This is a genomic window from Clostridium sp. AF17-21AC, assembly GCF_003461365.1.
Taxonomy (GTDB): domain Bacteria; phylum Bacillota; class Clostridia; order Lachnospirales; family Lachnospiraceae; genus Coprococcus; species Coprococcus ammoniilyticus.
The window spans coordinates 201,042-225,150 of record NZ_QTWY01000001.1 but is presented as its reverse complement, the minus strand read 5'-3'; the positions used below and the strand labels follow the sequence as shown (position 1 = coordinate 225,150).

Here is a 24,109-nt window from a genome sequence, read left to right as displayed (position 1 = left end):
ATTATTCCTCCTTAATTTCCGGTTTACAGGTTTTCATGCCTGCATTCCCTATATCTACATATTTTGTATTTTCTTTAAATGGATGGAACGCTTCTCCGCCACCCTCATAAAACTTACCAAAGAATTCTACATACTGAAGTCGGCATGTATGGACATAAGCACCTAACATATTGATCGCAAGGTTAAATGTATGTCCGATGATGAATACCAGAATGAATACGATCGCGCCCAATATTCCATCTCCTACCATACTTCCCATCTGATTGATAACCTGTGCGATAACACCGGTTGCAAGTCCCAGTGCAAGCAGTCTGGAATAAGATAACAGATCAGACAGCCAGCCTGTGATATTGTAAATATCATACAAACCAAGTGCCAGTCGGAGCACTGGATTCTTATGACTTCTGCCGGACATCACAACGATGATCGCTGCACCTAAGATCGTAATGACATAGCTGAAGGTCTTAAGTCCATCTGAAAAATGGAAGCTTACCTGTGCGATCGATGCAAATAAACTGGTTGGCATCAGCATCAGTACCAGACCGATGATGAGCAGATACCAGGATATAACATCTGAGAAGAAGCCTACAAAATCTTTCTTCTTTAAACACATATAACCTTTTAACGCCAGACCGCCGAACAGATGGATCAATCCAAATAACAGGGAGAAGATCAGCATCTTCATCGGGTTATCAAGCGGTGCAAACCATACCGGTGCAATCGTGATCTCATGATGGAAGAAGGTTCGTGATACGACTGCTACCACATCTCCAAAATATCCTCCAAACAAGATACCCCATATCAATGTCGATATACCGCAATATTCAAATAATGTCAGTGACTTCTTCATGCCATCTCCCATCTTCGGGAACTTCCGAAGCAGGATGAAACATGCAAGGAATATAATAAGTCCATATGCCGCATCCGATAACATCAATCCGAAAAAGAATACATAGAATAAACTCATCGGTGTCGTCGGATCCATCTCGCCTCTGGCAGGAAGTCCATAGGATTCCAGGATTCCTTCTGCCGATGCAAATGGCATCTTATTACTTAGCCGTACCGGTGCCGGTTCATCCTCAGGTATCTCGCTGGTTTCAACCATCAGCACAAAATTCTGATTCAGTTCTTCTTTTACCCTTTCTTCATCCCGCTCCAGTACATAACCGGTTATGATAAATGTACTGTTCGACTGAAGCAGAGTTCCAAGCACCTGATATTTCTCAGCTCTGATCTTGTAATAATCGGATAAGGTCTTAAGTGCCTGTCTGCTTTCTGCAAATCCGGAAATCTGTTTTTTCAGATCCTCGATCTCATCCTCATACCCCTCTATCGTGAGTCGGTATTTCTTGATCTTATTCTCCGGTGTCCGTTTTGAAAAATACGACATCCGGGTAAATCCTTCTGCCCTTAAGGCTTCTTCCAGTCTTTCCGTCTCTGTTTTCAAACATACCACAAATATACATGTCTGATCTTTATCAGAAGATATCACCGTGATCTCATGAGCTGATAACTCCGGTTGCCTTTTTGCAACCAGTTCTTCTATCATATTCTCTGTAAAACCGGGTCCTAAACTTCCCATGATCACATCTGTATGTTCGGTTCCGGTCGTATTGATCGGAACATCCATATTGATCCACGGTTTCAGTCCATCGATTGCAAGCTGACATTTGGCAATCTCTGCTTTGCAGTTTCCAATCTTCTTATCCTTTTCCCGGATCTTCTGCACGATCATATTATAATCATGCCGATTCTCAACAATCTCTTTATATACAGAATCGTCTACATCAGCTTTGCCTGCAAGTGCCTGCAGCATTGATGTTTTTTCCGGTGCATATCTGTCAAGGATCTCTAAAGCTTCGTCGGTATTCTGGACACGTTTTTCATATTTGGAACGCTGACTGGTTGTGTTGATCTTCTTAAATCCATCCGTCTCATCCCCACCGGCCCGGATCTCCAAAGCTCCCATGGACTGAAGTTTCTCCAATATGGCTTTTCTGTCTTTCTTCATGGCGCATATGTCAATCTTTTTTATAGCCAATACCGCCATAATGATTACCTCCCTTCTGCATCCTGATATTCAAGCATTTACAATAGCTGCTTGATCACAAGCTCTACGGCTTCACCCTCTCGCTCGGATGCACGTTTTTTTAAGGAAGCAATCTCGTCGGATGCTTCTTTCAAAGCTTCTTCTGCAAGATCAGTTTCCAGTTTCTTCTGGTCGACCGCGATAGCCGCCAGATCTGTTTTAGAACCTGCATTTGCATCTACGATCATCGCATTTGCCTTTTCCTTTGCTTCCGCCTGAATTGCTTCTGCTTTTTTACCGGCTTCTTTTACGATCTCGGCTGCCTTTGCTTCTGCATCTTCTAATGTCTTCATGGCTTCCTGTAGCATAATTTCTCCCTCCGTAATTATTAATCTCGGCATGAAATGCCGCTCTGTTAATATTTTATTATGTTAGTGTGCTCTTTTCAAGCAATATTTATTTTCTTTTATAGATTTTTCATCAAAAGGTCATGAAATTTTACCGGTTTTTAAGGCATTTTTGACAAACAATACAAACTGTCAAATTTAGTTTAACCATTTTTCACGTCATTTTGCACAATTTTTGTTGTGATTAACAACAGCCATATAATAAGACCGCAGTCAAAGACTATCTGCGGTTTCTATGAACAGCATATCCCTTATCCGCAAATGTTCCAGTGCTAACTCGCCTGTCGGCTCAAACAAGCACTCACATTTGCTGATATATGCAGTTCATATCGAAATCCTCGATAATGTCTTCTGACTGCGGTCTTATTATATGGTTGTTGTTATTTTACATACATTAAATACCAATGCAAAAAACTGTTACAAAACTATAACTGTACATCCCACCCTGATAGATGATGTTTTTCTTACTACTTATAATCTTCTATAAATTACATATCCCTTATCCGCAAATGTTCCAGTGCCAACTCGCCTGTCGGCTCAAACAAGCACTCACATTTGCTGGTATATGCAGTTTATAGTATTTTTCTTTACTCTTCAATCATCTTGATTCTTCTGATATGACGTTCGTCATTTGAGAATGGTGTGTCAAGGAAGGTGTCAACGATCTTGAGTGCCAGTCCCGGTCCGGTTACACGGGCACCCATTGCAAGGATATTGGCATCGTTATGCTCTCTTGTCGCCTGTGCACTGAAGCAATCGCCACAAAGTGCTGCACGGATTCCCGGTACTTTATTTGCTGTAATAGAGATTCCGATTCCTGTTCCGCAGATCAGGATTCCTCGCTCACATTCTCCATCTGCTACTGCGTGTGCAACTTTCTTTGCATATACCGGATAATCAACGGATTCCTCGCTGTAGCATCCGTAATTCTTGTATTCCAGTCCTCTTTCTTCCAGATGCTTGATCACATCCTGCATTAATCCGTATCCACCGTGGTCACATCCAAGTGCTATCATATTCTTTGTCCTGCCTTTCTTGTTTTCAAAATCTTTTCGGGTGGTTGTCACCCAACCCGTTTTTTCTATGTTAACTTTTTTCATTATATCGTGAGCATAGCTCACTCAATGCATTTCGCAAAATCAGCATCCTTGCGAACAAATAATTTTGCGCTCATTATATCATGTGCTTCGCACATTCTATGCATTCCGCAAAATCAACATCCTTGCGAGCAAATAATTTTGCGCTCATTACATCACACCGATATGATTCTATGTCCTGCCGCCTTGATCAGCCGGTTCATGATTGCATATCCCATATCACCTTCCCGGAAGGATTCACTGTAAATATAGTCTGCGCCGATATCATCACACAAACGAAGCAGCCGGTACAGGGATGAAGATACTGTAATCTCATTCTTCTTGCTTCCTGCATCAAGGACATTTTCACAGGAATATAAATCCGTATTTTCTGTATCACACAGAACTGCCGTCTTATATCCTTCTGCCTGCTTACAAGCAACCAGCTCTGCGATCTTTGCGGCAACCTTTTCCCGCTCCCCCTCTACGATCGTGAGTTTTCCCTTCGGTGCATAATGTGTGTATTTCATACCCGGGGCTTTTGGTCTGACCTTCATATCCACGCTTTCCAATGCCGGATCGATCATGACATCTCCTAAGATATTCTTGATCATATCCGCTGAGATATAACCCGGACGTAAAATTGTCGGACGATCGCCTGTCACATCTACGATCGTGGACTCAATTCCGATTCCAACCGGTCCGCCATCTAAGATCATATCGATCCTGCCGGACAGATCTTCCTCTACATGTGCTGCTGTTGTCGGTGATGGTCTTCCGGACAGATTTGCACTCGGTGCTGCAATATACACGCCTGAATCTTTGATCAGCTTCATAGCTGCCGGATGTGATGGCATACGGATCGCTACCGTTTCCAAACCGCCGGTTGTCTCATGCGGTACAATGTCTTTCTTTTTGAAAATGATCGTCAGTGGCCCCGGCCAGAACGCTTCCATCAGCATCTGTGCCTGTGTGGATACCTCTGCCGCCAACTCCCATACACTTGCCGTATCAGCAATATGTACGATCAACGGATTATCCGATGGTCTTCCCTTGGCACTGTAAATTTTTTCGGATGCCTTTGGATTTAACGCATCTCCACCTAGTCCATATACGGTTTCTGTTGGGAATGCAACCAGCCCACCATTTTTTAATATATCCGAAGCCTTCCGGAATAATTCTTCGTTTTCCAGATCAGCTTTCGCTACTATGGTTTTCATTTTAATTACCAGCCTTACCTGTATAGTCAGACACATCGCCTGCCAGTCTCATTTTAGCCTTATCCCCTCACAGTGTCAACCTGTGAAAAAGAGCTTCCCGAATCATGGGTATAATCTCTGTATTCTCACACTTATACCCTCTATTATATGCCACTCTTGGGTATCGCACCTGTTTTTTCGTCTTCATACCAAATTTATTTAGCTTCTGTCGGATATTTTCCCTCAACATTCTTCCTAATACCCGCATCAGACTTGTCCTTGTGGGTATCGTGCGCTCATATCCTATCTCATACCCATATCTGATCAGTCGTCTCGGGTACGACGCCTACTTATCATCTACCATACCCACATCTAACCAGACACCTCGGGTATCATACTTACTCATCCACTGCCATACCCAGAAATCAAGCATCATCAAGCAATAACTCACATATACAAACGCAAATATAGCCTGTCTGGCTGTTGACTTGATCGCTGCACTATGACATTCACGAGGGTTTCGTTATGAAATGCATATGCCGGCAAATGTGAGTGCTTGTCTTAGCCCATCAGGGCGAGTTAGCACAGGAACATTTACGAATCAGGTATATGCAGCTCATCGAAACCACAGTGAGTCATAGTGCAGTGGTCTAGTCTACAGCCAGACAGGCTATATATATCTTAACTTTATTCAGCAACTGAAGCTTCCGCCGGATACTCCTTGCCAAACCATGTGGCGATCACACGATATGGGCACTTCGGCGTTGCAAGGCTGACAACCACCATAATGATCGTGGAGATCAGGCAGGCAACGATACAGGAATTGAAACCAAGTGAGATTGGCAGAACACCCATATCGATCAGGAGATATAAGCCAATACCACTGATGATACCTGCGATCGCGCCATACTCATTTGCTCGCTTCCAGAACAGTCCGAGAAGCAAAGTATGAAGAAATGCTACTGTCATACCACCGGTCGCATAAGTGATCAATGAAGCCAGAAGTTCCGGTGGATCACATGCAAATAAGAATACGACAAGAGCAACAACGATAACACTGATAACATTTAACTTCTTTAATGTCTCCTGCTTTGCATCTTTATTGAACAGGTTCTTGTACAGATCACTGACGATCGTTCCTGCAAGAGATACGATCATTCCACCAACAGATGACTGAACCGCACCACATACACCGGCGAGAACCAGACCTGCTGCCCATGCAGGCATTACACTTACTGCAAGTGTCGGAATACCAAGGTCAGGAGTTGCAAGGCTTCCTTCCGGGAACATATATTTGATCGTGAAGCACAGACCATTTAAGCCAATGAGCCAGATTGCAACTACAACCGCACCAACCTTGATCGCACGATGCAGAGTCTGTGTATCCTTATAAGTAAGCGTTGTCATTGTTACATGAGGCATTGTACAGGTTGTGATACCCCATAAGAATGCAAACGAAAGAACCGTCTTTACACTTGCAGGTACGAACCAGTCCGGATTACTCTTAACTAATGACTGGATCGTCTCTGTATAGCTGAGATCTGTTCCGTTGATGCCCATGATAAATAAGATAATAACGGAAACTGTCATGATAATTCCCTGAAAAACGATCGCAGATGCAATGCCTTTAATACCACCCGTGATGGCTGCGATGATAACCAGTACAGTGAAAATAGCAAGTCCGATACGATAATCCTGACCGGTTAAGATCTGGAAGATTCTTCCGCCGCCGGTAATTGTAGATACGGCAAATGCGCCAAGGAAGAACAGGATAACCAGTCCGCAGAGCGCACCAACGATCTTGCTGTTATTATATCTGTGCATCAGAAGTTCAACAAATGTCTTGGAATCCGTTCTTCTGGCTACGATACCGACACGCTTACCGATCAGTCCAAGTACCATGAAGTTCGTGCACATGGACCAGAAACAGCAGACCATCCAGGTCGCACCAAATGTATATGTATAACCCGGTACACCCATGAATACTCCGGCACCGGCAACACCAGCTGATACCATCATGGCAGTTACAAGCACACCACCGCTTCTGCCGCCGGTATAGAATTTGCTCAGGTAATCACCTTTTCCATTTGCCATTGCTTTTCTGGTAACAAGACTGTATACCAACTGGAAAATCGTATATGCGGCAAATACAGTAATGATTATAATTCTCTGATTTGTAGATAAGTTCATCTCTATTTGCCCTCCTTATGTTTTCTTTCTTTTAATTTTCCGTTTGGAGTAACATCCATGTCACGATATACAAATGTTACAACCAGAATAACCGCTACTACCATTGCGATCAAAATAATGATCTCATTAAAAATCCACTGTGGAAATCCAAGAATGTATTTGTACTTTGATACATCCTTACCACCCACCAGATACAGGTTGGCGATCATCAGCACCATAAATACCAGATAGGTTCCAAGCGTGATCCAGAATTCCTTTGTTGTCTGGGTGAAACGCTCATCCGGCTCTATTGATTTCAAATCATAATCCCTGCTGTCAGGATCAATGTTGTTATTTATCTGACTCATCTTATGTGTCTCCTCTCAACGTAAGTTTTTGAATAATTATGAAACGAAAAAATCATTCACCGAGTAAAATAATCACTGTTATTTACGCATATAAAATCTTCAATCGTTTTATCATAGTTTGTTCTTCTCCGGAAATGGATCGTCCAGCATTCTTGTCGCATGGAACTGACCCTTTTCTGCAGAAGCAAGCTGCAGCAATACAGCTCCGATACCTGCTGCACCATCGAATAAACCGATCGGTGTACTTAATGCATCCGGTGCGACACGGTCAAGTGCAAATCTCCATGCGCACTCTCTTCCTTCCGTACCGTCTGTGATCGTTGCTCCGTCTGTGATGACCTTACCGCACCTCTTTGCCTGTTCCAGATAAGTCTCATCACCAAATGCAGCCCACAGACCCAGATACATATTTAACAGGCCCGCAGTTCCGCAGCAGATATTGTAAGTATTCCAGTATCCTTCCGTCCGAACCTCAGGTGCGCCTGTATCAATTACACCCTGTGTCAGCATATCGATATACCGCTTATACCGGTCTTCTCCTGTCATCTCATATAATTTATAGAAGAAACGATTTGTTCCCGCCGGGCCATGACAATAGCCAAGATAGAACAGATCCTTACGATCCGGCAAACCATGTGGAATCAGGCTTCCTGCCTTCATCTTAACCGCCTGTGCGATCATGAAATCCGCGATTCCCTTTGTCGCATCTAAGAACCTATGATCACCGGATGCTTCGTACAGATTCAGCAGTACAAATCCGATTCCTCCGGTTCCCATCGGGAAGTTCGGATCGATATAATCTTCTTTTGCTCCAAAGTAAACAGGATCTACACCCGGATACCAACAGGTTCCGTTTCCAGCATCATGACGCTGCCCGAGGAAATTCTCTCCTGCTTTTGCAGCAAATGCTGTCCAGTCCTCTCTGCCAAATGTTTTTGCTGCATATAAGAAGAACAGAACCGTTCCGGCATCTCCTACGATACCCGGAAATGAAGTCCAGCTATAACCTCTGCCATTTTTTCCGGGCTTTGCATCTGCCTTTGCAGACTCAATAATATCTGCCACAAATGTTTTATATTTCTCATTTCCGGTTGTCTTATAGAGCTGTATCATGGCAAAGCCTGCTCCGCTCCAGCCACTGGAAAATGCGTATTTTGAAAAGTTTCTTTTCAGATCCCGGTCATGATCAAAACGATAACGGATATATGGGGCTGCTTCTTCTGCCTCCTGCAGATAGCTCACATCATTCGTCGCCTGATATAATCCCAGAAGAAATACGATGATTCCGGACGCCCCGGCATACATACAGATCTCATCATAATAAATGGATCTTCCTTCTGCCGCATCCTGCAAAGACCAGTAGATACCTTCCGGTCCCTGTTTCTTCCGGCTGTTTATGAAATTCATGGTTTCTTTCGCATATGTAAGATAGTCTGCCATGTTGTCTCCTTCCTGTTCTATGTTTTATATTACGTATATATGTTCTTGACCTTACCAAACAGAGGACGCTCCCGCTCGTTGTGTCCTGCAGCAGTACTAAGATGCTGCTTATGCACCATCAAGTACTGGCGGACACAAATGCCTCTGTTTTGGTAAGTCAAAACATATATTATACGTAATATAAAACATACGATATTCCTTTATTCCTCCGCATACATCTTGGTTGACAGATATTTGAATGCGTTGTCAGCCATGATGATTGCAATATTCTTTCCTGATGCTTCCGGACGCTCAGCTATGATTGTTGCTGCCTTTAATGCTGCTGCCGCTGACTGTCCGAGGAATACGCCATCACTCTTTACCAGTCTTCTTCCTGTCTCATATGCATCTTCTGCTACAATATCCAGACATTCATCATATGGGACCTGCTCCGGATTGAAGAATACCGGAACACTCTGTGCCGGAACATCGTTAAATGCAAGTACGCCGTCGATCGTATTTGCTTCCGGATGATTGACATTCTTTCTGGACTGTACTGCCGGCTGTGCGCCGATGATCTTGATACCAGGATTTTTCTCTTTGAAATATCTGGACAGACCAGCCAGTGTTCCACCGGTTCCGACCAGTGCTACCACATAATCAACATTTCCGTCTGTATCCTCCCAGATCTCAGGACCCGTTGTACGGTAATGCGCTTCCGGGTTATCAGGATTTGTTCCTTGATCAATATAGAAGTAACCATGCTCATCTGCATATTTGTTCATGATAACTGTAAGCTTTGCCATGCTTAAACCACCGTTCTGCAGCATCTCCATGAAGCCCGGTACATCGGCTGCCTGAAGCAGTTCTACGCCATATGCCTTTAAGATCAATGTACGTTCTACTGATACTCCCGGCTGAATGACTACTACATATTTATACCCTCTGGAATTTGCAAATGCTGCTGTTGCAATTCCTGTATTTCCACTTGTAAAATCAAGGATCGTTCCGCCCGGCTTCAGTTTACCTGATTTCTCTGCCTCTAAGATCATGTTAAGAGCTGCACGGTCCTTTACGCTTCCTGATGGATTGAAATACTCCAGCTTACCAAGGAGGTGGGCGTTCAGCCCTAACTCTTTTTCATAATTTACGAATTCTACCAATGGGGTATGTCCTACAAGTTCTGTAATTGATGAATGAATATTTGCCATTTTTCTATTTCTCCCTTTTCCTATCTGGTTAGTATGTTTTATTGCCGTTATAAAACCCGGAAGCATCAACCTCCGGGTAAATGTCTGTTTGCAAGTCACCATCCAACTCTGGATAAATGATTTTCTCATCCGGCACATCTTATAGCGTTTCTTTATCATAGTATTAAAGTAGGTTTTATATGTTATGCGCCTATTATAGTGACAGTTCCATAATTTGTCAACCAGTCAAAATATTTTAACTGGTTATAACCACAGCTTATAACCGAACCAATCTGTAACTCTTATAACAGTTACACCGGCTAACACTATTACATTGCGATTCACACCTTTGATGTTTTCTGCAAAGCCATCATACTTGCCTGTGGTTATGCTGTGATCACTGCTTTCAGACGGTCAAGCGCCTCCTTGATCGTTGCTCTCGGACATGCCACATTGATACGTTCAAAGCCTTCGCCTACCTGCCCAAAGATCGCACCGCTGTCAAGCCACAGCTTTGCCTGATTCACGATCAGGTTCTCCCGTTCCTTCTCTGTCATTCCGAGTGCCCTGAAATCCAGCCACAGCAGATAAGTTCCTTCCGGCTCGATCAGCTTGATCTGTGGAAGTTCCTTTTTCAGGTAATCACGCACAAATGCGATATTACTCTCTACATATCTCATCATTGCCTGATACCATGTCTCGCCATGAGTATACGCTGCTTCACAGGCGGTAAGTCCCATTGCATTTAACTGGCTGTAGCCCGCCGCATCCACCTGCTTACGAAATACTGCGCGCAGAGTTCCATTTGGAATAAAGATATTCGACACCTGAAGTCCTGCCAGATTGAAGGTCTTTGCAGGAGAAGTACAGATAACGGAGTTCTGTTCGAATTCTTTCTTGATCGTCGCAAATACCGTGTGCTGGTGGTCTCCGAAAACAAAATCCTCATGTATCTCATCACTTACAACCGTAACGCCATGCTTGATACAGATATCACCCATCTTCGTAAGCTCCTCTGCCGTCCATACACGACTGACCGGATTATGCGGACTGCACAACAGGAACAGCACAACATGATTGTCAACGATCTGTTTCTCAAAATCATCAAAATCGATGTGATATTTTCCATCATCCCCAAGTACCAGATCATTGCTCACAAGCTTCCGGTTATTGTCACGGATCACTTCTGAAAACGGATAATAGACCGGCTGCTGGATCAGAACGGCATCCCCTGCCTTGGAATATGCTTTGACCGCCATCGCCAGTGCAAATACAACACCCGGTGTCTTTGTCAGCCAGCTTCGTTCCACCTTCCAGTCATGGTGAGCTTCCATCCATTTGCTGACCGCCTCGAAATAACTCTCTCTGCTCTCCGTGTAGCCAAAAATTCCATGCTGTACACGCTCTGTCAACGCATCCAGGACCAGACTCGAGGTCTTAAAATCCATATCTGCAACCCAGAGAGGAAGTACATCCGCAGGCTTTCCTCTCCGCTCTGCAAAGTCAAATTTCAAACAGTCTGTATTTCTTCTATCTATTACTTCATCAAAATTCAGGTTTTTTTCTTCCATAATTATCCTCCCGTTATGTCTCAGATCCTATGCTGTAAATATATTTCCATATCAAAATATTTTTCAGGCAAATTACTTTTTCATCATTATTCATATATTACACTGTTTTATTCCCCAAAAGAATCAATTGCCTGTTTCAGATCCGCGATCAGATCCTTCTTATCTTCGATTCCTGCCGACAGACGCAGAACACTGTCTGTAATACCGTTCTTTATACGGATTTCCTCCGGTACATCCGCATGAGTCTGTGTCGTCGGATATGTGATCAAGGTCTCTACGCCGCCGAGACTTTCTGCAAATGGGATCAGCTTTAGGGATTCCAGTATATGGAGTGCCAGCTCCTTGCTCTCCACTTCAAATGTCAACATGCTTCCAAATCCACTCGCCTGGCTCTTACAGACCTCATAATTATTTGTTCCCGGTATTCCCGGATAATAGACATTCTTTACTTTCTTCTCCTGCAACAGGAATTCCACGATCGCCTGTGCATTTTCCTGTGCCTTCTCCATACGGATTGACAGTGTCTTGATGCCACGAAGCACCAGCCAGCTGTCAAATGGCGCAAGTCCCGCACCTGTCGTCTTTATGATATATCGTAATTTCTCCGAAAGCTCCGGTGTATTTACCACGATGAATCCGGCCAGCGTATCGTTATGTCCGCTTAAGAACTTTGTTCCGCTGTGCAGAATGATATCGGCTCCCAGTTCAAATGGCCGCTGGAAATACGGTGACAGAAATGTATTATCCACGATCAGCAGCAGATTATGTTTCTTTGCAAGTTCCGCCGTCTTGCGGATATCAATAACATTCATCATTGGATTAGTCGGTGTCTCGATATAGATTGCTTTTGTATTTTCTTTGATGTAGTTTTCCGGATCTTCCTCTGCAAAATTGATCCGGCTGAACTCAATACCATTTTTCTGATTAATATGATCAAATAAACGGATACTTCCGCCATACAGATCTGCTTCCGAAATGATATGGTCGCCCGGTTTGAAGATCTCCATCAATGTTGTAATAGCTGCCATGCCGGAAGAAAAAGCGAGAGCATCCAGTCCTCCTTCTAATGATGCAACGATCTTCTCCAACTGTTCTCTGGTTGGATTCTGGAGTCTGCTGTAATCATACCCCGTACTCTGTCCAACTGCCGGATGTGCATACGTTGCTGTCTGATAGATAGGAAAGCTGATCGCTCCCGTTCTGTCGCCTTCAAATTTTTCATGATTTCCATATATACATTTTGTAGCAATTCCTGTATCCATAATAACCGTCATCCTTTCCTGCTGCCTGCGTTTTTGACTTATGGTTTGTTCTGACAGGCTATTACTGACATTACCAATCAGGGAACGCTTCCGCTCGTTGAGCCCTGCAGCGGTACTAAGATGCTGCTTTCGCACCATCAAGTACCGGCGGTCTCAAATGCCCCTGTATTGGCAAGTCATAATAGCCTGTCAGAACAAACCATAAGTTCATGCATTATTTATACCATAGTATATCAGTAGGAATAAGATTTCGGTACTATGTATTTCTGTGAGCTGGTTATAAATACAGCTTATAGCCAACTTGTTGCTTAATTGTCATTTGCCCCACTCCTTGCAGGCTCAGACTTCATAACAAAGGAAACGGCTGAGCATTTACTCAGCCGTCTTCTTTACATTTTCCTGTGTTCCGTATTGGGTCAGTATCTCGATATAGCGTCTGCCAAGGGTACTCAGCCGCATGCCTTTTCGTTTGATATAGCCGATCGTCATTTTCTCCTCCGTGTCAAGCGGAATTGCGCGGTAAGCACTACCGTTTAATTCTTCACAGATAATACCGGAGCACAAGGTATATCCGTTCATACCAACCATCAGATTCAGCATTGTTGCACGGTCATCTGCTTTGATGATCTGCTTGTATTCCAGAGTGCTGAATACTTCTTCTGCATAATAGAACGAATTTCGTTCGCCCTGTTCAAAGGAAAGGCAAGGATAATCTTTTAATTCTTCAAATGCGATCTTCTCTTTTCCTGCCAGTGGATGCTCGTTGCTCAGATACACGAATACATCACAGTCAAATAATTCCGTAAATTCCAGTCCGTTTTCTGAGAAGATCTTCTGCAAAGCCTTTCGGTTGAACTCATTTAAATATAAGATTCCAAGCTCACTCCGGTAGTCTCTTACAAACTCGATCACTTCATTTGTCCGTGTCTCATGCACAGCCAGTTCGAAATCATCCAGCCTGATCTCCTTTGCAAGCTCGATAAAGGCTTCTACCGCAAATGAATAGTGCTGCATGGATACACTGAATTTATTCTTTTTCTTTTCGTTATTTATGTATCGATCTTCGATCATCTGATTCAGTTCTACCATCTGTCTTGCATAGCTTAAAAACTCGTCTCCCTCCGCCGTGATCACGATACCACGATTGGTTCGGATAAATAATTCGATATTCAATTCTTCTTCCAGATCCCGTATCGTACTGGAAAGTGCCGGCTGGGATACATACAATTCTGCTGCCGCCTTATTCATGGATTTGGTATCTGCTATCTTTACAGCATAGACAAGCTGTTGTAATGTCATATCTGTGCCTCCCGATTGCTTCCTTATATGTTTTCTTTTTATACAGGTACTTTATGCTTTAATATACTGCAAGACCTGTGTCCAAACAATTACACTCATTGTACCACACCTCTTTTTTATTTTCGATATTTTCTGATCGTTTTTATAAGATTCTGTCAAAGCATAGTTCTTCAAATCGAATTTTCCGGTAAAAAAATGGTTAAACCTTTCTAAAAACGGTTGACTAAGCTTTTCATACATGATAAAAATATATCATTCAAAAAGGGAGTAGTTTCATGCTGTGCATGTGCCGATTCTCGTCAGTACGCCTTAAAAGGCCGGGGATCGGATAACCGATATATACGTTAAAACGAGACTTTTTGTGCATATTTTTTGTGCACAAAAAGTCTCGTTTTTTATTATCAATTACAAAAAACAGCATGTACCAATCAGAATTTTTCCGAAATACAAGCAGTATGTTTAAAAAACTACTATTCATTATCTGTCTCAGGAAAAAAAGCAAAAGAAAGGACATGGTCTTATGAAAGAAATCTATCAGCTGAACAAAGAAGAATTATTCCGAACCTGCGGTAATCCGGAAGGACTTACCACTACAGATGCTAAAGAGCGACTTCAAACCTATGGTGAAAATACTCTGGTCGAGCAAAAGAAACAAAGTGTTGCTTCTGTCTTTTTTCACCAGTTTGCCGATCTGCTCGTTATCATCCTGATCGCTGCCGCGATCGTCTCTATGGCATCCGGCAACATCGAAAGTACGATTGTTATATTTGCGGTTATTATCATGAATGCGATCCTTGGTACGATCCAATATGTAAAGGCAGAAAAATCTCTTGATTCCTTAAAAGAATTATCTGCACCAAAAGCGAAAGTATTACGTGACGGAATCAAACAGGAGATTGCATCAAAAGACATCGTACCGGGAGACATCCTGCTCTTAGAAGCCGGTGATATGATCGTCGCTGATGGCCGTATCATCGAAAATTTCTCTTTACAGGTAAATGAAAGTTCTCTGACCGGAGAGTCTACAAATGTGGATAAAGACGACTCTGATATCACCGAGGATGTTGCTCTCGGTGACCGCATCAATATGGTATTCTCCGGCAGTCTTGTTACCTATGGTCGTGCAAATGTTCTCGTTACAGCAACCGGAATGCATACAGAAATGGGTAAGATAGCCACCCTTATGAATAATACAAAATCCAAAGCGACCCCACTTCAGATCAGTCTTGATAATTTCAGTAAAAAACTGGCAACGATCATTATGGTGATCAGCCTGATCGTATTCGGTCTCCGCCTGATGCAGGGCGAGAAAATACTGGATTCTCTGATGTTCGCAGTTGCCCTTGCTGTCGCTGCCATTCCGGAGGCTCTCGGTTCGATCGTTACGATCGTTCAGGCAATGGGTACCAGAAAGATGGCTGCCGACCAGGCGATTATCAAAGATCTGAAGGCAGTCGAAAGTCTGGGCTGTGTCTCTGTTATCTGTTCTGACAAGACAGGCACACTGACACAGAACAAAATGACAGTTCAGCAGCTTTATACCTGTGATACTCTGTTAAATGCCGACCAACTGGATCTCCATATTCCGGCACATCGTTATTTCCTGTACAACTGTATCTTAAACAACGACAGCAGTATCCGGGATGGCAAGGATATCGGGGATCCGACTGAAACCTGTCTCCTTACGATGGCAAGGAAAACGAAACTATTTGATGTCGGTGTAACAGAAGAAGTTTTGCGTGATCTGATGCCACGTCTGGAAGAGATTCCATTTGACTCCGAACGGAAGCTGATGAGCAGCAAATACCTATTGCACGGCGTACCTACGCTTCTGACAAAAGGTGCAGTCGATGTTCTTCTTACCCGTATGACTTCAATCATCACAGAGGACGGTATCCGTCCGATTACAGAGAATGACCGCGACAGAATTCTGGAACAAAACATGCAATTTTCCAGACAAGGCTTACGAGTTCTGGCACTTGCCTATAAAGAATGTGCAGGCTCTGAAGTTCTGACCGCAGCCTCCGAATATGGTTATACTTTTATCGGACTTGTATCCATGATCGATCCGCCAAGAGAAGAATCCATGGCTGCAGTTTCGGATGCTATCTCCGCCGGAATCAAACCGATCATGATAACCGGAGATCATAAAGTAACGGCAACCGCTATTGCCAGACAGATTGGTATCTTCCACGATGGTGATATGGCCGTAACCGGTCAGGAAGTCGACCGTATGACCGATGACGAACTTACAGATGTCCTTCCAAAGATCTCCGTCTATGCCAGAGTTTCACCGGAAAACAAGATCCGTATCGTTGATGCATGGCAGAAGAAAGGTCACATTGTCGCCATGACCGGTGACGGTGTAAACGATGCTCCCGCATTGAAAAAAGCAGATATCGGTGTCGCTATGGGAATCACCGGAACCGAGGTATCAAAGGATGCCTCAGCTATGATCCTTGCAGATGATAATTTTGCAACGATCATAAAAGCTGTCCTGACAGGAAGAAATGTTTACCGTAATATCATGAATGCCATCCTGTTCCTTTTGTCCGGAAACCTCGCAGCCATTCTGGTAGTTCTCTACTGCTCCATCATGGCGCTTGATACCCCATTCCAGCCGGTTCATCTGCTCTTTATCAATCTGCTGACCGATTCACTTCCGGCACTTGCCATCGGTATGGAACCATCCGATAAGAAATTACTTCGTAACAAACCACGAGATCCAAAAGCAGGAATCTTCAATAAAGCCTTCTCGCTCCAGCTTATTTGCTACGGTGTTCTGATCGGTATTGTTACAACCGTCGCCTTTTATCTGGGTGATTCCGTAAATGCCCTGACTGCCAGCACAATGGCATTTGCCACACTGACGCTTGCAAGATTATTCCACGGATTTACATGCCGCAGCGAATCCTCTATTATAAAGATCGGTATCCGCTCCAACCTCTGGAGTGTCGCCGCTTTCTTCGCCGGTGTCCTGCTGCTTGGCTTTGTCCTGCTCGCACCATTTATGCATGGCTTATTCATGATTGCCGACCTGACAGTTAAAAATGTATTGAGCATTTTAGGGCTTGCATTTATCCCAACCTTTATCATCCAGATCACACGAATAATAAAAGAAGCTGTTCGTAAATAACTTCAGCGTCAAGACTTATGAAATGGTTGTGTTGTGCCTGCAAAAGTCATGACTTATACAGAGTCGAATGCCGGCTGGCGTTTTCTTTTAATAAAACTCCAGTCGGTGTTCCACCAGCTCATCTCCTTCATAGACCAGCCGCAGAGTGAAGAAACGTTGTTCATCTTCTAATAAAAGTTTTAAAAATATGGCATCTCCTGTCCAGGTTGGAAGAGATGGCACGATGCTTTTATCTACCCATTTCAGTTCTCCTTCATTGCAGGCGGTTAAGCTTCCGGTAAAGCCATCTGCCGTAAACAGACACATCAGCTCCGGCTCACAGACATCACTGATAAATGTGATCAGGCCACGGAACTGATAAGATGTCAGTGTCAGTCCTGTTTCTTCTTTTACTTCCCGAAGCAGGCAGTCTTCCGGTCCTTCTGTTCCTTCCGCATGTCCGCCGACTCCGATCCATTTATTCTTATTAATATCTTTCTCCTTCTTTGTACGATGAAGCATCAGATATTTTCCGTCTTTCTCTATATAACATAATGTTGTCATTTTCATAGTAAGTGACATAGTCTTTCATCTCCTGTTATTTGGCATATTTACCCATATGCGCTCATTATACCTTCCCCCCGGACAAATGCAACCGATAATTCAAATACAGTTGCCATATTGAAATTATCGCTTTTCCGGTGCTATAATAAGGAGCGACAGGTTGTAAACCTGTCCGATCACAATATGTGAAGCAATTACAAAACATCGACAGTTTTGCAATTACCTATATATAACTTTATACGGAGGTATGAATATAATGAGTAAAATTGATGAAGTCAGAAGCGAAATGATGGCCGCTATGAAGGCACATGATAAAGAGAGAAAGGACGCATTATCCGCACTCCTTACAGCTCTGAAAAATAAATTTATAGACAAACGTGCTGATCTGACAGAGGAAGAAGAAAACGAAGTTGTATTAAGAGAAATCAAGCTCGCAAAGGAAACAATCGATACAACACCTGCTGATCGTACCGATATCATAGATGAATGCAAGGCAAGAATCACCGTATTCGAAGAATTCGCACCAAAGATGATGGATGAAGCAGAGATCACTGCTACGATCAAAGAAGTTCTTGCAGGTCTTGGTATCGATGCTCCAACAGCCAAAGACAAGGGTAAGATCATGAAAGAGCTGATGCCTAAGGTTAAAGGCAAAGCTGACGGAAAACTGGTCAACCAGATCCTTACATCTATGATGGCATAAGCATACAAAGCCACCACACGATAACAGAAAAACTCCATGCCCGGTGTCTATATCTTTATTTCGCAGAACACTTTCGTTCGATCCGGAACGTAACGGTACTAAACTCATCACCTGTTGGCAATTCGTTAAGAACCGACGTTCCGGATAGGTCTGCTTCATAAAATATATAGACACCGGACATGGAGTTTTTTAGTTTATATCTCTGCTTTCATTGCCGGACTCTTCTATCCTTTCTCTATTCTCGCACCAGATGTAACTTCTCCGCAAGCTTCAGGATCAGGGTTCCCTTTGGCATAGCAAGGATTTCTTCCTTCGTATATCCACCGACTGCCAGAATAGCTGCTGCATAGAAAATAACTGCAAGCAGGATTGCCAGAACAACACTGACTGAATTCATATGGATCAGGTGGTAGAAGATCTGATAACTACCCCATGCAACGATTCCCATAAATATCGATGCAACAGCAGGAGCAAGATAAATCTTCTTCACATTAAGCTTTGTAGACATATATTTGGATACAGATATATGGTTAAAGATACAAGCCAGTAATGAATACAGGATCGTAGCCGCTACCAGACCGAACAGCTTCGCATCTGTAAATTTCAAAATAGCAGCAAGAAATACTAAATGGATCAACAATGCAAGTGTCGCATTCTTCACCGGCTCCATAACCTTTCCGATTCCCTGCAAGATACTGTTTGTAAGTGTTGATAATGAATAAAATACCACAGATATGCAGCCGGCAGTCAATGCCTTAAATACCAGCGGATCCGCGCCACGGAACAACAGTGTGATGATCGGTTCTGATAGCACACCGATTCCGACTGCACATGGTATCGTCACCATCATCGTGATACTCATGGACTGATTGTATACATGATTCGTTTCCGCTTTATCCCCCTTGGTAAATGCTCCCGAAATATTTGGTATCAGGGTTGTTCCAACCGCAGATGCGATCGATACCGGAAGATTGATCAGCACCATATACTGACCGGAAAAAATACCGTACAAATTTGCAGATTCAACACGATCTACATTTTTACTGTTTAAGACATTGTAGAAAATTTTCATATCTACGGTGGTCGTAATATTATACACAAATGCAGCAATAATGATCGGTGTTACGATCATAACGATCTGCCGGAATAACTTTCCATATGATTCTACATTCGACGAAACATCAGACTCTACTGTCTCCATGATTTCTTTTCTTCTTCCTGCATATGCGATCAGAATATAAATAATTCCACAGAGAACACCTGCCCCTGTTCCCATTGCACTGCCTGCTGCACCATATTTTGCATGTTCAGAGGTTCCCGGTACAAATGGTCTGGACATCAGATAAGCAACCAGAACGCTGACAACTGCATTTGCAATCTGCTCTATAATCTGTGATATGGAGGTCGGAATCATCGTTTTATATGCCTGAAGATAGCCTCTGTAGATAGCAAGAAAGCCCGACAGAAATATTGTCGGTGCGAGGATCTGTAAGCTTAAAATCGCATTTGGCTGTTCCTTCACCAAAGCCGGTGCAAATGCAAATGTCAGGACAGCCGCCACCAATCCGACAGATACTACATAGATAAAAGCACATTTAAATACCCGTCTCGCATTTCTGTATTCTCCCAGGGCCAGCTTTCCTGAAATAATCTTAGAAACCGCTGTTGGAATGCTGTACGTAGCGATCATCAATATCATGGAATATATTGCATACGCTGTACCATAATATCCATTTCCCTCATCTCCGATAATCTGAAATAACGGTGACCGGTATAAGAGACCGATCACTCGGGATAATATACCTGCACCTGCCAGCACTGCCGCCTGAAAAGCAAAATTTGTCCTCATACCGGACGGCTTCTTTATTATCTTCTTTTCATTATCATTCTGCATGATTGTTTCTCCTGATTATTTTGTAACTGACTACAAGACGATCAGCTACCATTCTATCTGGTTGCACATATTTCCGGCGTCTGCTATACTAACATCGGAAATGACACACGTTTCCAATACCCTATATATATACCAGTTTTTTATACTTATTACAAATAAAATATGTAAAAGATTTTCATAAAAGGAGGTTTTCCACCTATGGCTAATCCAAATATTCCAAAAGATCCTGTTATGCTCCTCAGCTTTATTAATATGAAGCTTCGTGATTTTTATCCAAGTCTGGATGAATTATGTACGGATCTGGATCTGAATGTAAATGATGTTTCCGAAAAACTGGCATCTGCCGGTTTTAACTACGATGGAAAATTAAATCGATTTATCTGATAAAATGCTTCTAATTCAAAGAAAATAACTATTTTATCCTATTGCAAAAGGAACGCCGGCAAATCTCTAACCGGGTATTTACCCCACAGAAATCTGCCGGCTTATTCTATCACATAAAGCTACACTATATGTGCCCTGTCATTTCTGAATATGCTACGTTTCCTACATTTGATCATCTTTGTCGTCATCACTGCTCTGTTTTTCCGCTTCATGCTTCGTTGCTGCCAACTGATCGTCAGCTTTCTCTGCATGCATCACTTTCTCAATCTGCTGATAAAGCTTCTTCGCATGCCTCTTTGCTTCGCGATCTGCCTTTGCGGCTGCTTTTTCCTCCGGAGTTTTTTTATGAAAACGGATATCCTCCTCTTCCTCTGTCAGATAGATTGGCTTTCCGGTTTCTTCATCGATCCGTTTGATCCGCTCAAATTCCGAGGACACCGATACCATATGCTTCTTTTCCAGCTTGTCGGTACATGTCTTATTGATATACATGTAGATACATGCAAATACCGGAACACCCAGTAACATTCCGTAGAATCCGAAGATACCACCGCCTACGATAACCGCGGTCAGAACCCAGAAGCTGGAAAGTCCCGTTACATCACCAAGGATCTTTGGTCCTAAAATATTTCCATCAAACTGCTGAATACACAGGATCATGATAAGCAATATGATACTCTTGATCGGATCTGCGATCAGAACAATAAACACACATGGGATCGCACCGATGATCGGACCAAAAAACGGAATTACATTTGTCACACCAATGATAACACTGATCAGCAATGCATATGGCATATCTACGATCGTTGTCAAAATAAATGTTATAATCCCGATTATGATCGAATCCACGATCTTACCATTGATAAACTGACTGAATATCTTATTTACACTTGCAAGTCCATCCAGAATGATATTCGCGTTTTTCAGTTTAAACAGTGCATAGACGATTTTCTTGCCTCTGGAAGCCAAATATTCCTTATTCGCCATCACATAGATAGATGCTACAATACCGATCAGGAAATTATAAATGAACTTCAATCCGCCCACAACACCGGAGCTGATATTCAATACAATCTTATCCAGATTCGGAACAACATCTGTATTTACCCATTTCTGTAAGCGGTCATATACAGTGTTTACGACATTCATTACCATTTCTTCGGATTCGCCAAGGTTCTTGAATTTATCATAAATGGTATTGATCGCCTTCATGATATTATTATAGTAATTATCCATATTGGATATAAGAAGATTGATACTGTCGATGACCTGTGGCACTACCATCCAGATCAAACCCGTGAGCAGACCAAGGAACAAAATGATCGTTATAATGATCGATATGGCTCTTGATACATGAAACAGTTTTTTCTTGTCTATGATCACCCGATCCTGTAAGATCGTATGACACAGGCGATCAAAAAAGATAAGCACCGGATTCAACAAAAAAGCGATCACAAAACCAATTATAATCGGTGCTGCCGCCCCGGTTATCGTATCCAGTACCTTCCGAAAGCCTGTCCACTCCTCCAATATCTTATTAAATACAAGCGCTGCTGCAATTACCAGAAATATGATCGTTCCCGCCTTAAACAGCCGTCTTTTTTTTTCATTTCCCAATTTTGTCTGATAACCTTTCCCTTTCCGCATTCAAAACCCAACATCGGATATGTCGTTTCATTCCATTCCTGTAACAACACATCAATGGATTTATTCTTACATATAATTATAAACAACCTGAAAAAATTATATACTGTTTCAAAAAGTCAAGCAATAGAATTTCCTATTTTTAATAGATTTAAAATAGATTTAACCATGACTTTACCAAATCCAAAATCGTTCAAAAAATGAACCTTAAATAACCCTATATTTTTGAAAAAAGCATTGTCGATATCTGAGTTACATAGTAAAATGGTGACATGTTTAAGGGTTCTTAACAAACCACAAAACTTATTTTGCCTAAGACCGGGGAGGCATAAAGGAGGTGTTCTTATGGAAAATGAATTAATCTGTCAATTAATTATCTGGTCCGTTATCTTTATGGTCTGTATAATTATCGAAATCATTACTCTCGGACTTACAACCATCTGGTTCGCGGGAGGAGCTTTGGTATCTGCGATCTCTGTATTCTTTGGTACATCACTGATCATCCAGATATTGATCTTTGCAGTTATTTCATTAGTTCTTCTGTTTACTACAAGGCCTGTGGCTTTAAAACATTTCAAATTATCCGATATGGAAAAAACAAATGTTGAAAGTCTGGTCGGCAAACAGGTGATCGTATCTGAAACCATTGATAATCTAAAGGCTACCGGGCAGGTAAAAGTAAATGGTCTCGAATGGACCGCACGTGCTGCTGATGAAACTGATATTATTCCCCAGGGGACCGAAGTCACGATCAATGAGGTTTCCGGCGTAAAACTTATTGTCAGCAGAATATAATTTATTTAATTTGACAGATACTATATCTGTCGCCACTTAAAGGAGGTACTTATTATGGATTCACCACTCACATGGCTGGTAATTATCTTAGTATTCATTGCTATCATTATTATCTGCAGCACAATCAAGATCGTCCCACAGGCACATGCTTACGTTATCGAACGTCTGGGGACCTACTGCGGTACATGGTCCGTAGGTCTTCATATGAAGATGCCTATTATCGATAAGATCGCACGTCGTGTTACCTTAAAGGAACAGGTTGTAGACTTCGCTCCACAGCCGGTTATCACGAAAGATAACGTTACAATGAGAATCGATACTGTCGTTTTCTTCCAGATCACAGATCCAAAGCTTTTCTGCTATGGTGTTGAAAATCCGATCATGGCAATCGAAAACCTGACAGCCACTACTCTCCGTAACATTATCGGTGATCTCGAACTTGACCAGACACTGACATCCAGAGAGACGATCAACACAAAGATGCGTGCTACCCTGGACGAAGCAACTGATCCTTGGGGCATCAAGGTAAACCGTGTTGAGCTAAAGAATATTATCCCACCTGCAGCGATTCAGGATGCCATGGAAAAACAGATGAAGGCAGAACGTGAAAGACGTGAACAGATCCTGAAAGCAGAAGGTGAAAAGAAATCTGCAATCCTTATTGCAGAAGGTAACAAACAGTCCGTTATCCTGGAAGCAGAAGCCGAGAAGCAGTCACAGATTCTTCGCGCAGAAGCTAAGAAGGAAGCAACGATCCGTGAAGCTGAAGGTCAGGCACAGGCTATCCTCGCTGTACAGCAGGCAAATGCAGACAGTATCCGTCTCTTAAATGAATCTGCTCCATCTAATCAGGTTCTTACGATCAAGAGTCTGGAAGCATTCGCAAAGGCTGCTGACGGCAAGTCAACCAAGATCATTATTCCATCTGATATTCAGGGTGTTGCAGGACTTGCAACTTCATTATCGGAATTAGTAAAAACAGAGAAATAAGATTGAACTGATTCATTGGTAATATTAA

General features: G+C 42.7%; 19 protein-coding genes. 5 read left to right on the top strand and 14 right to left on the bottom strand.

Going from position 1 to position 24,109, the window contains the following annotated elements; all coding sequences use genetic code 11:
• Nucleotide 1 precedes the first annotated feature (1 nt).
• The 11 genes from DWW85_RS01085 to DWW85_RS01035 all read right to left on the bottom strand — a co-directional run bounded on the left by DWW85_RS01085 (nucleotide 2) and on the right by DWW85_RS01035 (nucleotide 13,989).
• Nucleotides 2-2,050, bottom strand: a complete 2,049-nt coding sequence (locus tag DWW85_RS01085) for a V-type ATP synthase subunit I (RefSeq protein ID WP_117807208.1) — start codon at nucleotides 2,048-2,050, stop codon at nucleotides 2-4.
• A 38-nt stretch (nucleotides 2,051-2,088) separates the two neighbouring features.
• Nucleotides 2,089-2,397, bottom strand: coding sequence for a hypothetical protein (locus DWW85_RS01080; RefSeq protein ID WP_021944909.1), 309 nt, complete (start codon nucleotides 2,395-2,397; stop codon nucleotides 2,089-2,091).
• Nucleotides 2,398-3,023: 626 nt separating this feature from the next.
• Complete coding sequence (gene rpiB / locus DWW85_RS01075; protein WP_021944910.1) at nucleotides 3,024-3,452, bottom strand: ribose 5-phosphate isomerase B; 429 nt, start codon at nucleotides 3,450-3,452, stop codon at nucleotides 3,024-3,026.
• A gap of 236 nt (nucleotides 3,453-3,688) precedes the next feature.
• A complete protein-coding gene (locus tag DWW85_RS01070) occupies nucleotides 3,689-4,732 on the bottom strand; it encodes an L-threonylcarbamoyladenylate synthase (protein WP_181986471.1) in 1,044 nt (347 codons plus the stop codon).
• A gap of 666 nt (nucleotides 4,733-5,398) precedes the next feature.
• Entirely contained in the window at nucleotides 5,399-6,901 is a 1,503-nt protein-coding gene (locus DWW85_RS01065) for a hypothetical protein (protein WP_117785700.1), read from the bottom strand.
• 2 nt (nucleotides 6,902-6,903) lie between these two features.
• Nucleotides 6,904-7,248, bottom strand: a complete 345-nt coding sequence (locus DWW85_RS01060; RefSeq protein WP_008402630.1) for a YhdT family protein — start codon at nucleotides 7,246-7,248, stop codon at nucleotides 6,904-6,906.
• A gap of 111 nt (nucleotides 7,249-7,359) precedes the next feature.
• On the bottom strand, nucleotides 7,360-8,688 hold the full coding sequence (locus DWW85_RS01055) for a lanthionine synthetase LanC family protein (protein WP_117807206.1): 1,329 nt from the start codon (nucleotides 8,686-8,688) through the stop codon (nucleotides 7,360-7,362).
• A gap of 200 nt (nucleotides 8,689-8,888) precedes the next feature.
• Nucleotides 8,889-9,878 (bottom strand): PLP-dependent cysteine synthase family protein, encoded by a 990-nt coding sequence (locus tag DWW85_RS01050; protein ID WP_181986470.1) that lies wholly within the window; start codon nucleotides 9,876-9,878, stop codon nucleotides 8,889-8,891.
• 365 nt (nucleotides 9,879-10,243) lie between these two features.
• Complete coding sequence (locus tag DWW85_RS01045) at nucleotides 10,244-11,428, bottom strand: MalY/PatB family protein (protein ID WP_117807204.1); 1,185 nt, start codon at nucleotides 11,426-11,428, stop codon at nucleotides 10,244-10,246.
• A gap of 107 nt (nucleotides 11,429-11,535) precedes the next feature.
• Nucleotides 11,536-12,690: a PLP-dependent aspartate aminotransferase family protein gene (locus DWW85_RS01040; RefSeq protein WP_117807437.1), complete on the bottom strand. Its 1,155-nt coding sequence runs from the start codon at nucleotides 12,688-12,690 to the stop codon at nucleotides 11,536-11,538.
• A gap of 372 nt (nucleotides 12,691-13,062) precedes the next feature.
• Complete coding sequence (locus DWW85_RS01035) at nucleotides 13,063-13,989, bottom strand: LysR family transcriptional regulator (RefSeq protein WP_008402635.1); 927 nt, start codon at nucleotides 13,987-13,989, stop codon at nucleotides 13,063-13,065.
• Between the two features lie 520 nt (nucleotides 13,990-14,509).
• Here DWW85_RS01035 and DWW85_RS01030 point away from each other — a divergent pair.
• Nucleotides 14,510-17,125, top strand: a complete 2,616-nt coding sequence (locus DWW85_RS01030; protein WP_117807203.1) for a cation-translocating P-type ATPase — start codon at nucleotides 14,510-14,512, stop codon at nucleotides 17,123-17,125.
• Nucleotides 17,126-17,212: 87 nt separating this feature from the next.
• On the opposite strand, the gene DWW85_RS01025 is transcribed toward DWW85_RS01030, so the two are convergent.
• On the bottom strand, nucleotides 17,213-17,674 hold the full coding sequence (locus tag DWW85_RS01025) for an 8-oxo-dGTP diphosphatase (RefSeq protein ID WP_117785708.1): 462 nt from the start codon (nucleotides 17,672-17,674) through the stop codon (nucleotides 17,213-17,215).
• A gap of 250 nt (nucleotides 17,675-17,924) precedes the next feature.
• Here DWW85_RS01025 and DWW85_RS01020 point away from each other — a divergent pair, with 250 nt between their 5' ends.
• Nucleotides 17,925-18,371, top strand: a complete 447-nt coding sequence (locus DWW85_RS01020; RefSeq protein WP_021944919.1) for a GatB/YqeY domain-containing protein — start codon at nucleotides 17,925-17,927, stop codon at nucleotides 18,369-18,371.
• Nucleotides 18,372-18,606: 235 nt separating this feature from the next.
• On the opposite strand, the gene DWW85_RS01015 is transcribed toward DWW85_RS01020, so the two are convergent.
• On the bottom strand, nucleotides 18,607-20,265 hold the full coding sequence (locus tag DWW85_RS01015) for a polysaccharide biosynthesis protein (protein ID WP_117807202.1): 1,659 nt from the start codon (nucleotides 20,263-20,265) through the stop codon (nucleotides 18,607-18,609).
• A 198-nt stretch (nucleotides 20,266-20,463) separates the two neighbouring features.
• Between DWW85_RS01015 and DWW85_RS01010 the strand changes: the two genes are divergently transcribed.
• Nucleotides 20,464-20,649: a DUF4250 domain-containing protein gene (locus DWW85_RS01010; protein ID WP_021944922.1), complete on the top strand. Its 186-nt coding sequence runs from the start codon at nucleotides 20,464-20,466 to the stop codon at nucleotides 20,647-20,649.
• Nucleotides 20,650-20,811: 162 nt separating this feature from the next.
• Here DWW85_RS01010 and DWW85_RS01005 read toward each other — a convergent pair whose 3' ends face one another.
• Complete coding sequence (locus DWW85_RS01005) at nucleotides 20,812-22,299, bottom strand: AI-2E family transporter (protein ID WP_117807201.1); 1,488 nt, start codon at nucleotides 22,297-22,299, stop codon at nucleotides 20,812-20,814.
• Nucleotides 22,300-22,641: 342 nt separating this feature from the next.
• On the opposite strand from DWW85_RS01005, the gene DWW85_RS01000 reads away from it, so the two are divergent.
• Entirely contained in the window at nucleotides 22,642-23,091 is a 450-nt protein-coding gene (locus tag DWW85_RS01000; RefSeq protein ID WP_008402645.1) for an NfeD family protein, read from the top strand.
• Between the two features lie 54 nt (nucleotides 23,092-23,145).
• Nucleotides 23,146-24,081, top strand: coding sequence for a stomatin-like protein (locus tag DWW85_RS00995; protein WP_008402646.1), 936 nt, complete (start codon nucleotides 23,146-23,148; stop codon nucleotides 24,079-24,081).
• Nucleotides 24,082-24,109: the final 28 nt, after the last annotated feature.

Bases quoted from the DNA above. Each gene is read 5' to 3' on its own strand.
- DWW85_RS01085 (WP_117807208.1), bottom strand. From the start codon at position 2,050: ATGGCGGTATTGGCTATAAAAAAGATTGACATATGCGCCATGAAGAAA.
- DWW85_RS01080 (WP_021944909.1), bottom strand. From the start codon at position 2,397: ATGCTACAGGAAGCCATGAAGACATTAGAAGATGCAGAAGCAAAGGCA.
- rpiB (WP_021944910.1), bottom strand. From the start codon at position 3,452: ATGATAGCACTTGGATGTGACCACGGTGGATACGGATTAATGCAGGAT.
- DWW85_RS01070 (WP_181986471.1), bottom strand. From the start codon at position 4,732: ATGAAAACCATAGTAGCGAAAGCTGATCTGGAAAACGAAGAATTATTC.
- DWW85_RS01065 (WP_117785700.1), bottom strand. From the start codon at position 6,901: ATGAACTTATCTACAAATCAGAGAATTATAATCATTACTGTATTTGCC.
- DWW85_RS01060 (WP_008402630.1), bottom strand. From the start codon at position 7,248: ATGAGTCAGATAAATAACAACATTGATCCTGACAGCAGGGATTATGAT.
- DWW85_RS01055 (WP_117807206.1), bottom strand. From the start codon at position 8,688: ATGGCAGACTATCTTACATATGCGAAAGAAACCATGAATTTCATAAAC.
- DWW85_RS01050 (WP_181986470.1), bottom strand. From the start codon at position 9,878: ATGGCAAATATTCATTCATCAATTACAGAACTTGTAGGACATACCCCA.
- DWW85_RS01045 (WP_117807204.1), bottom strand. From the start codon at position 11,428: ATGGAAGAAAAAAACCTGAATTTTGATGAAGTAATAGATAGAAGAAAT.
- DWW85_RS01040 (WP_117807437.1), bottom strand. From the start codon at position 12,690: ATGGATACAGGAATTGCTACAAAATGTATATATGGAAATCATGAAAAA.
- DWW85_RS01035 (WP_008402635.1), bottom strand. From the start codon at position 13,989: ATGACATTACAACAGCTTGTCTATGCTGTAAAGATAGCAGATACCAAA.
- DWW85_RS01030 (WP_117807203.1), top strand. From the start codon at position 14,510: ATGAAAGAAATCTATCAGCTGAACAAAGAAGAATTATTCCGAACCTGC.
- DWW85_RS01025 (WP_117785708.1), bottom strand. From the start codon at position 17,674: ATGAAAATGACAACATTATGTTATATAGAGAAAGACGGAAAATATCTG.
- DWW85_RS01020 (WP_021944919.1), top strand. From the start codon at position 17,925: ATGAGTAAAATTGATGAAGTCAGAAGCGAAATGATGGCCGCTATGAAG.
- DWW85_RS01015 (WP_117807202.1), bottom strand. From the start codon at position 20,265: ATGCAGAATGATAATGAAAAGAAGATAATAAAGAAGCCGTCCGGTATG.
- DWW85_RS01010 (WP_021944922.1), top strand. From the start codon at position 20,464: ATGGCTAATCCAAATATTCCAAAAGATCCTGTTATGCTCCTCAGCTTT.
- DWW85_RS01005 (WP_117807201.1), bottom strand. From the start codon at position 22,299: ATGCGGAAAGGGAAAGGTTATCAGACAAAATTGGGAAATGAAAAAAAA.
- DWW85_RS01000 (WP_008402645.1), top strand. From the start codon at position 22,642: ATGGAAAATGAATTAATCTGTCAATTAATTATCTGGTCCGTTATCTTT.
- DWW85_RS00995 (WP_008402646.1), top strand. From the start codon at position 23,146: ATGGATTCACCACTCACATGGCTGGTAATTATCTTAGTATTCATTGCT.